The organism is Labrys okinawensis, assembly GCF_047345005.1.
GTDB lineage: Bacteria > Pseudomonadota > Alphaproteobacteria > Rhizobiales > Labraceae > Labrys > Labrys okinawensis.
Genome location: NZ_CP178864.1, coordinates 5,307,870 through 5,324,151, shown reverse-complemented (window position 1 = coordinate 5,324,151; position 16,282 = coordinate 5,307,870). Strand labels below are relative to the sequence as shown.

The 16,282-nt window shown below is 56.2% G+C and carries 11 protein-coding genes; 8 read left to right on the top strand and 3 right to left on the bottom strand.

What is annotated here, in order from left to right; translation table 11 throughout:
- Positions 1-47: 47 nt before the first annotated feature.
- Complete coding sequence (locus ACMDCR_RS24890) at positions 48-902, bottom strand: DUF930 domain-containing protein (protein WP_413989195.1); 855 nt, start codon at positions 900-902, stop codon at positions 48-50.
- 896 nt (positions 903-1,798) lie between these two features.
- On the opposite strand from ACMDCR_RS24890, the gene ACMDCR_RS24885 reads away from it, so the two are divergent.
- The 8 genes from ACMDCR_RS24885 to ACMDCR_RS24850 all read left to right on the top strand — a co-directional run bounded on the left by ACMDCR_RS24885 (position 1,799) and on the right by ACMDCR_RS24850 (position 15,292).
- Positions 1,799-2,182 (top strand): hypothetical protein, encoded by a 384-nt coding sequence (locus ACMDCR_RS24885; protein WP_413989194.1) that lies wholly within the window; start codon positions 1,799-1,801, stop codon positions 2,180-2,182.
- 7 nt (positions 2,183-2,189) lie between these two features.
- Entirely contained in the window at positions 2,190-3,398 is a 1,209-nt protein-coding gene (locus ACMDCR_RS24880) for a hypothetical protein (RefSeq protein WP_413989193.1), read from the top strand.
- Positions 3,395-4,900, top strand: coding sequence for a hypothetical protein (locus tag ACMDCR_RS24875; protein ID WP_413989192.1), 1,506 nt, complete (start codon positions 3,395-3,397; stop codon positions 4,898-4,900). Before ACMDCR_RS24880 ends, ACMDCR_RS24875 begins: the two co-directional genes overlap by 4 nt.
- A gap of 121 nt (positions 4,901-5,021) precedes the next feature.
- Positions 5,022-8,225: a hypothetical protein gene (locus ACMDCR_RS24870; RefSeq protein ID WP_413989191.1), complete on the top strand. Its 3,204-nt coding sequence runs from the start codon at positions 5,022-5,024 to the stop codon at positions 8,223-8,225.
- A gap of 487 nt (positions 8,226-8,712) precedes the next feature.
- A protein-coding gene (locus tag ACMDCR_RS24865) for an IS3 family transposase (protein ID WP_413989190.1) occupies positions 8,713-9,815 on the top strand; the annotation gives its coding sequence in 2 pieces (ribosomal slippage) (positions 8,713-8,974 and positions 8,974-9,815; 1,104 coding nt in all).
- Between the two features lie 160 nt (positions 9,816-9,975).
- Positions 9,976-10,995 (top strand): 1-aminocyclopropane-1-carboxylate deaminase, encoded by a 1,020-nt coding sequence (locus ACMDCR_RS24860; protein WP_413989189.1) that lies wholly within the window; start codon positions 9,976-9,978, stop codon positions 10,993-10,995.
- Between the two features lie 1,797 nt (positions 10,996-12,792).
- Positions 12,793-13,290, top strand: coding sequence for a hypothetical protein (locus ACMDCR_RS24855; protein WP_413989188.1), 498 nt, complete (start codon positions 12,793-12,795; stop codon positions 13,288-13,290).
- 322 nt (positions 13,291-13,612) lie between these two features.
- Positions 13,613-15,292, top strand: coding sequence for a phospholipase D-like domain-containing protein (locus tag ACMDCR_RS24850; RefSeq protein ID WP_413989187.1), 1,680 nt, complete (start codon positions 13,613-13,615; stop codon positions 15,290-15,292).
- A 24-nt stretch (positions 15,293-15,316) separates the two neighbouring features.
- On the opposite strand, the gene ACMDCR_RS24845 is transcribed toward ACMDCR_RS24850, so the two are convergent.
- Together ACMDCR_RS24845 and ACMDCR_RS24840 are read right to left on the bottom strand one after the other, a co-directional pair.
- Positions 15,317-15,760, bottom strand: a complete 444-nt coding sequence (locus ACMDCR_RS24845; protein ID WP_413989186.1) for an SRPBCC family protein — start codon at positions 15,758-15,760, stop codon at positions 15,317-15,319.
- A 41-nt stretch (positions 15,761-15,801) separates the two neighbouring features.
- A complete protein-coding gene (locus ACMDCR_RS24840; RefSeq protein ID WP_413989185.1) occupies positions 15,802-16,167 on the bottom strand; it encodes a hypothetical protein in 366 nt (121 codons plus the stop codon).
- Positions 16,168-16,282 lie beyond the last annotated feature (115 nt).

Here is a 16,282-nt window from a genome sequence, read left to right as displayed (position 1 = left end):
CGCCATCGCGAAGGTCATTCAAGACCCCCATCCAATCCCCTTCCTCTCTACTCCGAGGGAAGCCTACGGCTCGCCCATTCGCTGCGCGGAATGGGTTTTCCGACCCGAAAAGCGAAGCTCACGACTTTCGTGGCCTGCGCGTCTACCTCGCAACGAAAGCTCACCTCATACCACGTCGAATTCGCGTGGAACGCCTCGTGCGGCGCTTCGAGGACGGTGCCCTCCGGAAGCGACAACCTGGGACCCATGTCCATGGTATAGGGAGGCGAGCTATAGAGCAGTTGGGCGCCCAACTCCGAGAAGCAAAGGTTGCCGACCCGTTGGCCGCGCGACGTGGACCCCATCGCCATCATGGAACTCACATCGTTGGTTGCGTCCTGCGAAAATAATGTCGTGGCCTCACGAAGCGCCGAGTCCGGTTTTATCTGGGCGCCATCCCCGGGCTTTGCCGCCTTGGCCGGTGCGCCCTGGGGAATCTGGTCGGGCGCGTCGGTCGTCACCGCGAGCGTCCATGAAAGACCATGCCGGTCCAGATCGGGCAAGCCTGCGGGCGCGGCTGCACCGCTTTCAGCGTTCTGGCCAGGCGATTTTCGAGGGCCGGCATCCTTGTCGCCGAACTTCAGCACGTAAGCCTGGCCTTGCGGCGCGCTTGAAGCGTTCGTCGGCGGCGTAATCGGCGCAGTCGCCTCCGGCGGCTTTTCGGGCTGAGGCGAACTGACCGGCGGCGGCGCCTGCGTTTTTGGCTTCTCCGGCGGCTTGGGCTCCGGCGGCTTGGGCTCCGGCGGCTTGGGCTCCGGCACCAGTTCCACCGTGATCACCTGCTCCTCCTTGAGAGGCGACACCAGGGACAATGGCAGGATGAGCACGGCGGCGAGCACATGCATGGCAATGGCGGCGAGCAAGCACCACCTCCACACCCGCTGCTGGTCCGGCCGATCATTCCTCATCGCGAACGGTGTGGAATGAAATAGAGGCAGCATCAAGCAACCCAAGCCTGCAGAAGCGAAATTTTCAACCCGCCCGGTGTGGCCTCGTCGCGCAAGGCGGGGAAGGCCCTCCCACGCGCCACCGGCATCGGCTGCAGCGGCATCGCGGCCCAGACCACCTTCCGCCTCCTCGCCGATGGCAGCTACGGGCGCCACTTCGAAGCTCTCCGCCCGCGCCTCGCCAAGGCGGTGGCCGCGACCGCCGACTGGTGCTGCAAAGGCTCAGCCTCACTTTCTGGACGGAACCCGAGGCCGGCATACTCCTGTGGGCCAAACTCCCCTAGGGCCTCGGCTCCGCCACCCTCGCCGTGCGCGCGCTGGAGAAGGACGTGGTGCTGGCGCCGGGCAATATCTTCAGCGTCTCCCAGAACGCCAGCCGCTTCCTGCGCTTCAACGCGGTGTAGATCAATTGCACTGTGTGTCCAATTTGAAAATCGCGCTATCGCCAGCCTTCACTATTCGTAATTCCGTATATCACGAATCACGGCGATGTCACGTTTAAAGGGCGAGTATTGCTACTATTGTATTCCAATTCCTCACTTGAAGCAGCACAGAAGCGATGTCAATCGCTTGTCGTCAAGCGCCAAGTTAGTCGTGTTAAGTATAGTGTTACATACTCCTAAAATATCTCAACGCATACGTGACGCATACTAAGAATTAAAAGCTTATAACAGCGACCTTGTATATATATGTCCTTCCAACTGAGATGTGGATTGCAAATTCGCGTATTCAGAATATCAAAACCATGAACGCACGTTTTGGATGTACTTCAGAAACAGCCGCTACTCACTATATCGGATGAGGAAGAGGAAATGTCCATCTCGAACACAACAAAAGAAGATCGTATTTCAAAACACAAGCGTGGCGATCTGACGCGTCAGCAACTTGATGAGCGCGTTGCTGAGGTCTGGTCTGAGACGTTAGCTTCTGACTTTGGCCGCAAGCGGATCGCCGCGGCGCTTAGGATAAAGCCAGAAGATTTGCATCCTGGGCCGCCACCTGTAGAAATTCAATCGCCTTCAGGCCTTGATCCCACCCTATTATACGCCGTGATACATTGGACCGCGACAAGCATTGTCGTTCCGGTCTTTGTTGGCATGGTCAAGGACGAAGTGAAGGAACGTATGACACGTCTATGGAAAGAAGTACTGCTTCCCGCGATTCGTTCTGACAACCGCACTGCCATAGGTGATTGAACAAGCCATGACAGAGCACCTTGACCTATCCGAGCTAACGCCATTCGCAGCTCGCTATCTATTGGCGGAAAACGCAAGGATACACGTGGGATCTGGGTACGACAGAAAAGTGCTCAAGCTCATAGAGGCACATGCAGATTGCCTCGGCTCCGAAGATGGTGGACTCGATCAGAGTTTCACACAGCTGGCAGACAAGGTCAGGATCCACTGTGACGATTTTAGAGGGAAAATTACGCCAGGGCTAAGCGATAAACTGAAGACACTTACTGAGCATCTGGATAAGCGTCGTTGCTCATATTGTAAACCAAAAGACAATGGCGAATCTATCCCGGCATGTGACCGCCACAATCCGACCTACGGCGCTGTTTCTGCCCCCGGTGGAGGCAATTGCATCCAGCCACTCATGAAGCGGTTTGCTAGTTTATCGAATTGGGTGGAAAGCCTGTGGTGCGCACTCCCATATAGAAATAGCATGCCAAGCCTTCCCATAAAGTTTGCAACCAGCCGTCGAACTTTCGAGGACTCCCAGGCAATCGTTCAAAGATTTTCAGTAAGCGGCTACGCACAATCGTTGCCGTTGGCAGAAGAAGGCAAATACTTCACAAAAGTTGGGCTTGAGATTAGAGATGAATCTTTTGGGTGGCAACAATTTAACCTATTATCTTATATTCTTTTGCATGAGATTCTTTGTCATGCCTATCAGTCTCTGGATAAACCAGATATTCGATTGGACGCAGAACCCTCGGATCCCTGGTCCGAAGGGTGGATGGATCGACTCGCGTTCAAACTTACGGTTCAATGGCTGAACTTGCACCGCCATACTCCTTTACAAAGCGAGAGCGAGGTTCGCAATGGTGGGAGCGAGGTTCGCTATGCAATGCGCCAGATTGAAGATCTGCATAATGCAAGATATGGTAACGATGTCTCAATGCAAGGAGACTTGGACCTTTCTACAGGTCGAGAAATATTTGATGACGTTGTACAAAGCTATTCGGATAAGCTAAATAAACTTCCCTTCTCACGACATCCTATTACAATATTTTCGTTGCGCCTTAACGCGATCACTAGAGATCCTACGCTGCGAGTAAAAGATCTTGTAAATATTCAATTTATGCTTGAAAGCGATCCACGTGAATTGCACAACATAATAGCCGCATTCAACGCAGCTGACGGCAACAACAGCGCACTTTCGATACTCGAAAGGCTTTCAGGTTGAGAGAAAGTGCGAAAAACGGATCGAGCGGCGTTTTAGATGTCGCAAAAGAGCTTGGGCTATTTCGAGTAGCCGATGTGGCTGAGCTAACTGGACTCAGCGCGCGGGCGGTCGAAAAAATACTCCGTGATAATAAAAGTTTAGTCGAGCCAGTACCAGGCGATGACGGGATATGGAGGTTGGCTCCAGAATCTCTTCATTCCACTTCTGATCGCACTGACGCTGATCCAAAAGTGGCGCAGGACTTCATAGCGACTGCGGGAGCGAGTGTGAAGGCGCTTGAACGAGGGATGGTCCAAGAGGCAGCGCTTCGCAAGTCCATGCTAAGCGCTGCGGAACAACGAATGAAGTTAGCGCGGCGCTCGATTCAGCAAGGTGAAAGTTCAGAGTTGCACGAACAACTCGCAGATGCGGAGCGCCGAGTAGCAAAGTTAAGAGATTACTCGTTCCGAGCTCCAGATCCGCTACTGTCGCAATTACAAGACTGGACCGTCAAACTCGAAGGAAGTTTCAGCGAAAACCCATCGGCACTCTTCGATCTTGATGCCTCTCTTCGGACAGCAATCGAATCGGCTGGAGATCCGAGTGCCGTTTTTTGGCCGGCCCGTGCTGCCCTGGCTGCCCAACGAAGACACCCAACCAACCAAGATTTGGCCCCTACACTCGATCATGAGATAAGAAAAGCAGCTCTAGACGGTGATGTGTTTAAGGTTCTCGCATTAGCTTGTATTGCTGCTGTCAGTAAGCTCGCAACGACGTCAGACGCGTTGATGGGAGCGATCACCACCCGTACTTTTCGCTCGAATGCGGACCGAACAGCAAGGCGCGTCGCTTACACGGCGCTTGCAAGCTTGGCTTGTCCGGGCATCGCGGAAAACCAGAGAGCTGTCGAGGCTTGCGACTATCAAATTCGACGAGAGAGTCCTGGGTGCGACGAAATGGAGTTGCTTGCACCGGCTGCTTTACAGTCACGGCGCACTGACCCAGTGGCTGCAATCGCGCTTATCGCTCGCTACCTCAAATGGGAGAGCAGCCGAGATCATCGGGGTTTGCAAGATCGAAAGAGCTTGCCGCGACTTGGGCATGTGGCTCGTAACATAGCTTGTTCGCTAGATAATTGTGGTTACCAACAGCTCGAGCGGGCCTTAGCGCCGTTAGCCGAGGACGAGTTAGGGGTTCTATTAATACATCATCTGTCAGATTACCAAAATCATGCCATCGAACTACGGCCACGGCCTCCACAGCTTCAGAGTGATCGAAGCCAAGGCGGTTACGATTACGAAGACGATGTCTTAGAGGGGGTTCGACAGTTTGGGGCGTTGGCCAGATCGCGAGTTGCAAAGATTACTAATCCGGAAGGTAAGCGGGAGTACACCTACCTCTGGATAAAGCCGCGAACTAGAGTAGCAGAAGCAATTGCGATGATTGTAACCAATCAACCGCCTGAGCTTCCACGACGGGAATTTACACGCCTTCGCCGAAAATGGGCTCACTACAATGCATAAATTGCGACTAACGCAAAGGCCCTCAATAGCTAATTTGGACCATGAGGCGGCGATCCTTCGAGAACTCTACGCGGCATACAGTTCCGATCGCAAGTTCCTGCGTGAAACACCAGGCGCTCGAATGCTTGTGTTTCTCGACTCACACGAGATCAAAGCCTACATCGATCCAGATGCACCAGGCAATCTTAAAGGTTTTAAGATGTTGTGTGAGGATGAATTCGGAGATGAGGCACGACACACCACAGTAAATTTACGTCACAACCAAATTCTAAATGGGTTACTGTTTGATCCGTCACAAATATGTGGTATAATACCATCGCATGCTGAAGAGATGGACAGAGAAATTGCCTTTCGCTTCCATCTATTATTAGATAACATACTCGATCTCGTTCAGCAAGCCCGTCAAGAGATAAGCAAAAACAAGGATCGGATGGAGCAATTTGCGGATGTTGCAAAGCACGGAACCGAGGAACGCAAGCGTGAGCTTCGGCTTGCAGTTGTAAGTTTCTTTCAGACTCATGCTCCAACCCTTACTGCAATTATGCGGGACAGCCTATTTAGCCCGCAGAGGCGTTTGAAGGCGATCTTAAACGACAGTCAACTAACACTCTTTGAAGATATCCCCTGGTCAAGTCTTGGGGTTGAAGAAAAGATTTCTAAGAAACTGCGTCACGTCCGGCCGAGTGTTGCTACCATTGCGGATGCAAAAAGAAATTTGGAAGCTTTTACGTATCGTAAAAATACCGTTGAAGCAAATATAGCTGATGCAACTGCGTTGTCTTATATTGAACTCTTGCGTAAGAGACTTCTTGACAACGGTATAGATAATATCAGGGTTTTTCTCGTCAGCCGAGCACGGAGCCTTCTCCGAGCTGCGGTGGAAATGCAGTCCAATTACTCAGACGATTTACTCGTTCGACATCCAAGGATGCTGGCCTTAACAACCGCCGACGCCGCGAAATTAGATGACGCTACGGAGCTTGCTCTGGGAACCGCTCTCGACGTGTGGCGAGGCGAGGTGAAAAGCCGTTTGAGAACTGCCGTCGGAGACATAGGCGAGGTTAGGGTGCTCGAAAAGCCGTGCAAAGCGTTCCTTGAGACTTGGGATACTTTTGAAGGGAGTCGGCTTGCTGTTGAAATGAAGTGGAGAAAAGGAACGGAGACAAAATCAGAAGTGTTAAGCGAACGTGATCTTGCTGAATTGTTGATCACCCTATTTTGCAGCGATGCCAATGCCGAGAAAGCGCTCAATCAATCCCTAATTGAAAGATTTAATGAGTTTGGTAGCGCATCGAGTCGCTTTTTGCTTGACGATTTGCAGCTGAGCCTTCAGGCACGTGTCACTAAAGTATCAACCGGCTGTCGGTGTTACATCGCTCCACTGGCGATTGGTGCTGTTGGGCCCATTCAAGTGGCCCAGTTCGATAACCGTGAGAGGGGTAGTGAGGATCTTTCTCTTGATAGGATTGCGTCGTTGGTTCGGAACGGCTCAGAGCGCCCCTTAGTGTGGTCTCTTATGCTGGCATGTGCTGGCCGGTGGAAACAAGCCGCTATTTTTGCTCGAAGCGCCTTACAGTTAGCCCAACTCGAGCGCGACAGTGAGACGGAGGACGAGGCTCGATTGTTGCGCGCAGAAATTGCGCGTCTTGGATCAAACGCAGATCAATTAGACGATCCCGTAGATTATTGGTCGGATTCGAAAGAACGTTATGAATGGTGCATTCGCGAGCTTTCTAAGGTGAGCCAGGTCAATAAGGAGCGCAGGCTGCGTGAGCAGGCTGCACAATTTCTCGACGCAGCCTTAGCTGGGGTGGACTTCCCCGAGTTGTCCAACATGTTGGGGCAATACTTCTCCGCCCTGGACCAATCTGCAGACGAAGTTTCAGATGATGAATCTAAAGCCCGATGCCTAGCCCTGCAGCAGATGCTTTTTCTTTATGATACAACGCATCATGTAGAGTCCCTTAATACATATCAAGAGGAGCGTGCGAGTATCCGACACCTTGACCTTGTGAAGACGCTGCAACGCTTACAAGAGCGTGGACAGACCGATGTATTGCCTCATAGAGCGCGTGCGATGGAGGTCATTGGTTATGTGCTGTTCGGAACGGATCAAGGAATTGAGAGAGCTACGCCCCCCATAAAGACACAGCGCAGGCCGTCCAACATTCCACAGCATCTTCATAGAGAATTGTTGGATTTGTTGAAGGGGCTTGAGGCAAGTACCGATTTTATTGCTCAGTTCTTGCGAGATGAGATAAGTGAGATCTATGAGGGGCTTCGAAGATTTCACAATCCTGAGCTCTCGTTGGCTCCTATTTCCATCCCCTCTTCTATTATAGAGGAAATAGAGCTTCTATACCCAGATTTGGCTACGCGGGCGATACCGGCTTTGCGTAGCAACGAAGATGTGGGTTGGAAGTTGCTGAAGGCGGCTCCTCAAGTCGAACATGAAGGCGTCATTGAAAACGTGATTCGAACCCTTTCATTTGCTATAGAAGAAGGTCGGGAAATAGAACTTAGACCATCGCTTATGTTTCACATAAAATTGTCTTATCTATACGCTAAACTTCTAGACGCGACACTTGAGCCAAACTATGTGAGGCCAGAAAGGTTTCGCCAGCTGGTGCAAGAATATGAAGAAATCTGCGTTGACTATCCATATGCCTCACTCCCAAGACTTAGATTGAGTTATCTTGCAAGAGAGTTACGAGACGATGATCTGGAGAAAAGAGCTATAAGCGATGCGCTTAGACTTGTCGATGACGATAAGCTTTATCCTAACCGTTCAGGAGGTCCGCATTGGCTACAAAGCTTTATTCGAAGGCGCCACGCGTTGATCATGCTCCGAGGACATCCCGAAGCGAGCCGAAGATGGGTCGGCCACGCCGCAACTCCAGAAGCGTCTTTACAGTTGAGTGCCCTCGAGGAAGCTTGTCGCACACTATTGGACGCTGAGATAATCGACACGGCGACCGACGTTGACCCAGCTCACGTGGTAGAGCGCAAGCGACGCACTAACAATATTGTCTTTTACGCTAGTCGCCTAATTGAGCGGCCGTCTGGCCAGGGCGTCTTTGGAAGGTTGTCTCCAGACAAGCCGCTCGAGTCTTTTGTTGAGCGACTTAGCTACGATATGGAAGTGGCGCCAGAGGTATATATGTTGCATACTCTGGGCTGTTACTATGCTGCGGTGGGTGATGTTGACAAAGCACGAGGCGCGGCGCAACGTATCTTTGGTCGAATGAGTGAAGGAGAGTATATGATAGGCGTTGATCCTGAGGAAAGTTATCAGGAGGTTATAGATTGGTTTAGGGGAGAATAAGGCAAATTGTTGTTGTGAAATAACTTCGTTCCCTCCCTCTCAACTCTCCTCGGTGACACCTATGTCGCCATCTACTAAAGTGCGTATCCATAAAATTGGGGAAAGGAGACTTGTAAAACTAACAAGGAAACTGCTTGAATATCTGTGATCTGTTTCGGCGCTTGCTGAACTCGTGGCCGCGGAGGCGTTCACCATCACTGGTTCGCTTGGTCCCTTTGAGTCAACCGAGTTGATGACTAGGTTGGGCTTGTCGATCTTGCCGACGTCGATATCGGCATTTGCCGCCATAACCTAGATGCCAAGGTCATAATTCATGTCGCCGGCGAAGCGAGGACCGATCTCGGTTTCTCGAGCGATGAATAGGAGGTAGTGTTCCCTAATTCCCGCTGCCGCATAATTCGGGTTGTGATCTGCTCCCAAGAAACTGGACCGTTTTGAGTTAGAGTTTTCCGCGGCCGAATCCCCAGGCTGGGAGGAGCGGAGGACGATGAAGGCAAGCAGGTTTTCGGAGGCGCAGAAGGCGTTCATTCTCAAGCAGGGCGCCGATGGCGTACCGGTGGCGGACATCTGCCGACGTGCGGGGATCAGCCAGGCGACCTATTTCAACTGGAAGAAGAAATACGAGGGCCTGACACCGCCAGAGATGCGGCGGATGAAGCTGCTCGAGGACGAGAACGCCAAGCTCAGGAAGCTGGTAGCAGACCTGTCTCTCGACAAAGAGATGCTGCAGGACGTCATCCGCCGAAAACTCTAAGGCCTGGCCGTAAGCGAAAGCTCGTGAGTGTGATCTGTAAGGAGTGGAACGTCTCGATCCGCAGGGCGTGTACCGCCCTGGAGTTCGATCGCTCGACCTACCATTATCGGTCACGCAAACCCGACCAGGCCGGCATCGCAGCTCGGATCAAGGAGATCTGCCAGACACGGGTCCGTTACGGCTATAGGCGCGTCCACGTCATGCTCCATCGTGAGGGCTGGGGCATCAACATCAAGAAAACTTATAGGATTTACAATGAGTTGGGACTACAGCTTAGGAACAAGACACCCAAGCGCCGGGTCAAGGCGAAGCTGCGCGACGACCGCGCTCCGGCAACGCGGCCGAACGATGTGTGGGCGATGGACTTCGTCCATGACCAATTGGCGACCGGCAGGAAAATCCGCATCCTTACGGTCGTCGATACCTTCTTGCGCTTCTCGCCCGTCATCGATCCCCGGTTCAGCTATCGGGGAGAAAACGTGGTCGCCACACTCGAACGGGTGTGCGCCAAGGTCGGCTATCCCAAGACGATCAGGGTCGATCAGGGCTCGGAGTTCGTCTCGCGAGATTTGGACGTTTGGGCCTATGCCAAGGGTGTCACGCTGGACTTCTCGCGGCCCGGCAAGCCGACGGACAACGCCTTCATCGAGGCTTTCAATGGCAGGTTCCGCAGCGAGTGCCTGAACACGCACTGGTTCCTGACGCTTGCAGATGCCACCGAAAAGATGGAGGATTGGCTCAGATACTACAACGAGGTCAGACCGCACGGTGCGATCGGCCACAAGACCCCGATCTCGTTGCAGAACCCCGGTGGCGCTGCCAGTCCGCCACCGTGAAAGAGGCCGGAAACTCTAGCCTCAGGCGGTCCAACAAATGGGGGCGGTTCAACTGCAGGCCGGACTCTAATCCAAGATGGAGGAAAACCTCAGGGGCAGGTCACTTTCATCGCAATTCCTCTACTCTCCCCGTCCATGACGCACTCATGGAGACGGGCCAATGTCGCTGCTGCAGAAATTCGAACGCTATCCGCTCACCTTCGGTCCGACGCCGATCGAACATCTGCCGCGGCTGACGCAGGCCTTGGGCGGGGAGGTCCAGATCTATGCCAAGCGCGACGACTGCAATTCGGGCCTCGCCATGGGTGGCAACAAGCTCAGGAAGCTTGAATATATCGTGCCTGATGCCATTGCCTCGGGCGCGGACACGCTGGTCTCGATCGGCGGCGTGCAGTCGAACCACACGCGCATGGTCGCGGCGACGGCGGCCAAGATCGGCATGAAATGCGTGGTGGTCCAGGAGAAATGGGTTCCGCATTACGACGCGGTCTATGACCGGGTCGGCAACATCCTGCTGACCCGCCTGATGGGCGCCGACAGCCGGCTCGTGGAGGACGGTTTCGACATCGGCATTCGCAAGAGCTGGGAGGATGCGATCCAGTCGGTGAAGGATGCGGGCGGCAAGCCCTACGCGATCCCGGCCGGGGCTTCCGTGCACAAATTTGGGGCTCTCGGCTATATCGGCTTCGCCGAGGAAGTGGCGAAGCAGGAAGCCGAGCTCGGTTTCACGTTCGACTATATCATCGTCTGCGTCGTTACCGGCTCCACGCAGGCGGGCATGATCGTCGGCTTCGCCGCGCAGGATCGTGCTGAGAGGATCATCGGCATCGACGCTTCCGGGACCTTGGCGCAGACCCGCGCCCAGGTGCGCGGTATCGTCGACAACGCCGCCACGCTGGTTGGTCTCGGCCGCACCGTGCGCGAGGACGAGATCGTCATCAACCCCGATTACGCCTATCCCGCCTATGGCGTGCCGTCCGAGGAAACCAACGCGGCGATCCGCCTTGCGGCGCGCACCGAGGCGATGATCACCGACCCCGTCTATGAGGGCAAGTCGATGCAGGGCATGATCGACCTGGTCCGCAAGGGCTTTTTCCCGAGGGGGTCGAAGGTTCTTTATGCCCATCTCGGCGGGGCGCCGGCGATCAACGGGTACAGCTATTACTATAGAGAGGGCTGACGGGGGGTAGCGACGTGCGGAGAATAAGTGCATCGCTGTGAGGCTGTCATCCCCGGCGGTCCGAAGGACCGGGAAGGGGATCCAGGGGCCGTAAGTAATGCCCCATCGGCCCCTGGATCCCTTCCCCTCGCCCTCTCTCACCACGCTCAAGAGCGCACTCACAAGCAAAGCTTGTGAGGATACGGCCGGGGATGACAGCAGCGCTCAGGGGTCGTCAAAAAATCAGTGAATCGCCAGACCAGTGTCGGGAGTGCGGGCGCGGCGCTGGAAGCGTGCATTCTTGAACGATCCCTTGGTTAAACGGTTAAACCGCTCGTCGGCGACCGGGCTAATCGACGGCACCGTGCCTGGCATCCGCCTCCTGTGGCGTAGGAATAGAAATAGAACGAATATTGACTTTCATTTGTTCCCATGCTTTATTCCGTAACGGAATGAGGCGTCAGCGGCCGGCGTGTGTACAACCCGGCCCCGAACGCCTCCATCCACCCCGATGCCTGTCCAGACGATGGGCGCGCGCGGCGGTCCTGCTTCTCTTGAAGCCGGCCGCCAGGGGTGATGAGCGGGACAGGCGGGATCGGCACCCCATGGAAGTGCCCTGTGATCCCTGGACGAAGCGTGAAGGGCAACAGCCCGGCAACGCCTTCGTCCCCACGTCCCGCCGATGCGGTGAAGACGGCTGATGCCACCGTCCGGCCAGGATGGATGTCGCTCAGCCCCTGTGCCGAGCCGGCTGGGTTCGGGTTCGGATGGTCCGTGCCATCCGCTCCAGGCTCGCCTCCGCCTTCAGAAGGCGGAAAAGCAGGTGGCCTTGCATGCTTTGTCAGCGTGCCCGGCCGCCGGAACGGGGCGATGGCGGCTCGCATCGACAGTGCGGCCTGCATCTTCCATGATCCTGCTTTCACGGCTGCCCCGCAGCCGCCATCGCCCGGTCTCTTCATCAACCCAGCCGGAAAGGGCGTGGGAACGAGAGCGTGTGTGCATTGCGGTGGGACGACGGCGGAGGTGAGAGAGTCCGACGCTTGTGGATCGTCAAGGAATCAGCGCGCTGTCATCCCCGGTTGAGCCACTCGCGAGCGCGTCACAAGCTCTTGCTTGTGACGGCGAGAGAGGGCGAAAGGAAGGGGATCCAGGGGCTAAAGGGTATCACTCGTGGCCCCTGGATCCCCTTCCCGCGCTAGGCGCGCCGGGGATGACAGCCTCTCCTGCCTCGTTGGTTATTGGTCTAAAGCCACTATGCTCCAGGGAATCGGCAAGCTGGTATTCAGAGAGAAGGAGAGGCGCGCAAGCGTCACGCTGGAAGCCAACGGTTCCTTCGACAAGGCACGAGGCTCACTGAGCGTTCGCCCGAGAATGGCGTGGCGATGGCTGCCGGCGCTCATTTCAGCGTTTCAGAACATCAGCCGAGCCCAGCGTTTCAAGGAGATGCCCTGCCGCGACGGACGGCTTTTCGATGGGTGGAAACGTTGCCGGATAAGTAACCTATGCATGCATCATATTGGTTATTCTAGAATTCGGGGAATTATGCACCCATAGATTGCATTTTTGAGGGCTTCTCCGGAATCCAATGTGGATATTTTCGCCCCCAAATGTATAGAATGATCAGGTCACGCGTTTTTCACGCGCTCGGGCAGAAATGTACTTGCGTCACGACCGGATCGTCATTGGTAACCGGAGACGGGCCATGAATAAAAACACCACGCCTTCTGAATTCGCCCGCACGGCCGCTCCTCACCCGCCTGCCAGCTAAGGCGACCCCCTCCCGTCGTCTCACCCCGAAACCATCCACAGGAGATCCTCATGGCGCCGCAGCGTGTCGTGATCTTGCGTCATGCCGAAAAGCCGGATGACCCAAGTGACCCCAATCTCAGCCCGGCCGGGCAGGCCCGCGCGCAAATGCTCGCGAAGCTGATCCCGCAGCTCTTCCCGAACCCCAACTTCCTGTTCGCCGCGGCGCCTTCCGCGGAGAGCAATCGGCCCGTGGAGACCCTGCAGCCAACGGCGGATGCGTTGAAAATGACCCTCAACGCCAGCTATGCGGATGGCGATTACGCACGGCTTGCCGGCGATCTGCTGTCCCAGCCTGCCTATGACGGCACGTTGATCATCATCTGCTGGCACCACGGCCACATCCCCAAGCTCGCCAAGGCGCTCGGCGTTGCCTCCTCGGTAGTGGACAGCACGCCGCCCGTCGTGGACAAGAAGTGGGACAGCACCGTGTTCGACCGCTTCTGGATCCTCGATTTCAGCCAGGCCGGGGTGTCCCTGACCTCCATTCTCCAGGTGCCCCCTCAGTAGGCGCCGCCTGGAGCAAAATGCGTTTAAGCTTGAACGCTGCTTGTTGGAGTGAGGCTCAGAACTTCCAGGCTGGGAGCTATGCCCGTATCGCCCAGGCCCCCGCCCATAGGCGCTAAGATATGACGGAGTTGTCGCAACGCTTCACCCTCGCCTTGATGGTCCGCAACTCAAGTGAGTTGCGGACCATCAAGGCGAGGGTGGATGTCGCGTCTTATCTTAGCGCCCATGCAGGCCCCCCGCCCGCATCTTCCGAGGACGGGTCTCCTCCTTCCAGCCTTGAAACATCCTGCAACCCAAGGAGTCACTCACTATGGACGCCTTCATGAAAGCCGCTCAGTCCGGGAATTTGTCGGTCAAGCTCTGGCGTGGGGAGCGCATGTGCCTGATCGGCATGGATGTCACCAATCCCGAGCCCGATTTCGTCGGTTTCTCGATCGAGGTGAAGAGGCCGGGGGATGCGCAGTATAAAGCGTTGAAGAACAGGCTGAACTTCGACTACACGGGCGCGTCCCCGGGCGTGGACGGCTTCCGGAACTACGACTCGACCTCGGCGCCCTTTCAGAAATTTCGCTGGATCCATTTTCCCGCCAACCCGCAGGAAGGCGCCTATCTCTACCGGGTCACCAAGCTGCACATGGATAATGGAGGCGCGCTCCATGCCGGCGAGCAGGTCGCCGATCTTGGCATCTCCCTGGGCAGGATGATCTACGACGACTACCTCGACGTCGGCTTCACGCGCAGCTTCGCTTCCTCGCAGGCCTATGTCGAAAAATACGGCGCCAATCCGAATGTCATACCGGATGACGCCGCCAGCGGCCTGAGCTTCACCAAGCTTCCCGGCGATGTCTACCAATGGCTCGGCTTCGAAGCCTATGATCTGATCTTCAACCTGCTGCAGGAAGCGCAGAACGATCCCAGCCTTTCGATCGACGTTTTCGCCTACGACTTCAACGAGCCCGACATCCTCGCCAAGCTTGAGGCTTGCGGTTCGCGTGTGCGGGCCGTCATCGACAATTCGGCCGAGCACGGCAAGGATGACAGCGCCGAAACGCAGGCGGCGGCCCGTCTGCAGGCCTCCGCTGGAGCCGGCAATGTCAAGCGCATGCATTTCCACAGCTTGCAGCACAACAAAGTCTTTATCGTCCATCGGGACGGCAATCCGTTGAAGGTGCTGTTCGGTTCCACCAATTTCAGCTTCAGGGGCATCTATATCCAGGCCAACAATGCGCTGGTGTTCTATTCGCCGGATGTCGCGGCCTTGTTTGCCAAGAGCTTCGAGCTTGCCTTCGCGGGCGGAACGGGCTTCGCCTCCGACCCCATCAGCACGCAGTGGCACGCCGTCGCGCCGGATGGAAAGCCGAAGGCGAGCTTCGGTTTCTCGCCGCATGCCGATACCGGCCTGTCGCTGAACCCGGTGGGCAATGCCATCGACCAGGCGACCTCCTCGGTGTTTTTCGCCATCGCCTTCCTCAACCAGATCCGCTCGGGCCCGACGCGCGAGGCGATCGACAGGCTGATGGAGAGGGATTTGTTCAGTTATGGCATCGCCGACTCCAACACCAAGCTGGAGATCAAGAAGCCCGACGGCTCAGTGGCTCTCGTCGATTTCGCCTATCTGGCTGCCCATGCGCCCCAGCCCTTCGACAAGGAATGGTCGGGCGGCAAGGGCATTCACGAGCACAACAAATTCGTGGTCACCGATTTCAACCTGCCCACGGCAAAGGTGTTCACCGGCTCCTCGAACCTGTCGCCGAGCGGCGAGAAGAACAATGGCGACAATCTGGTGCTGATCGAGGACCAGCGCGTCGCCACTGCCTTCGCCATCAACGCGCTGCAGCTCTTCGACCACCTGCATTTCCGCTCGGCGATGCAGGCCGCTTCGACGCCGTCGGAACTGGTCCTGGCCAAGCCGACGGCGCTCAGCGGCAAGCCGGTCTGGTTCGAGCGCTTCTATGTCGCGAACAGCCAGCAGGCGCGAGACCGGCTCTTGTTCTCGCACTAGCCGGGGTACCGGTATCCTGAGGCGCTATTGATTGATCTCGGGTTCGACGAGCCGCGCCAGGTTTTTCAGCGATTCCTGCCAGCCGAGATAACAGGCCTCGGGTGGAATGAGGTCCGGTATGCCGGCCTGGACGATTTCCACTTCGGTACCGACCGATACTTTCTTCAACGCCACCGTCACCTGCATCTCGCCGGGCAGGTTGGGATCGTCGAATTTGTCCGTGTAGCGCAGGCGCTCGCCCGGAACGAGCTCGAGATAGTCACCGCCAAACGCGTGGCTGTTACCCGTGGTGAAGTTCCGGAAGGACATCTTGAACGTGCCGCCGACCTTTGCTTCCAGGTGGTACACGGTGCAGGTGAAACCGTTGGGCGGCAGCCATTTGGCGAGCGCGTCCGCTTCGACGAATGCGCGATAGACTTTCTCCGGGCTGGTCGCCAGGACGCGGTGCAGGCGTACGGTGCTGGGCATGCTTGTTTATCCTCGTGAGTTGATGGAACGGATGTGCGCGGTCAGGAACCCGGTATCGGCAGGACCGGCATGATCTCCACGGACTCGCCGGGGAAGATCGTGAAATGCGGATGGTCCTCGAACAGCTTGGCCGCGGCTTCGTGCGATTCCGCCCGCACGACCATGAACGCGCCCAACTCGTTGCTCACATCCTCGATGCCGCGTTCGCCGACCTTCTTCGTCCTGCCGAGCGGCCCACCCATGGCCGAGACCACAGCCTGGTGCTTTTCGACCCAGGCTTTCCAGGCTGCGATGCCCTCCTGCTCCTTGGCACGCCTTTCGGCCTCGGGAAGCGCCATCCACGCCTGCATGCGCGGATTGTTCCTGCTCCCGAGAAAGACGGCAAGGTGGGTATCGTTCGTGTTCATGCGGCGTCCTTTCCTCCGTGGATTGCGGGTTGGATGGCCCGATCCATGCCCCGAGGACGAACGATGCGTAGCCGATCCGACAAGGGACATGAGATTTCCTCGACGCAGGCCTCCT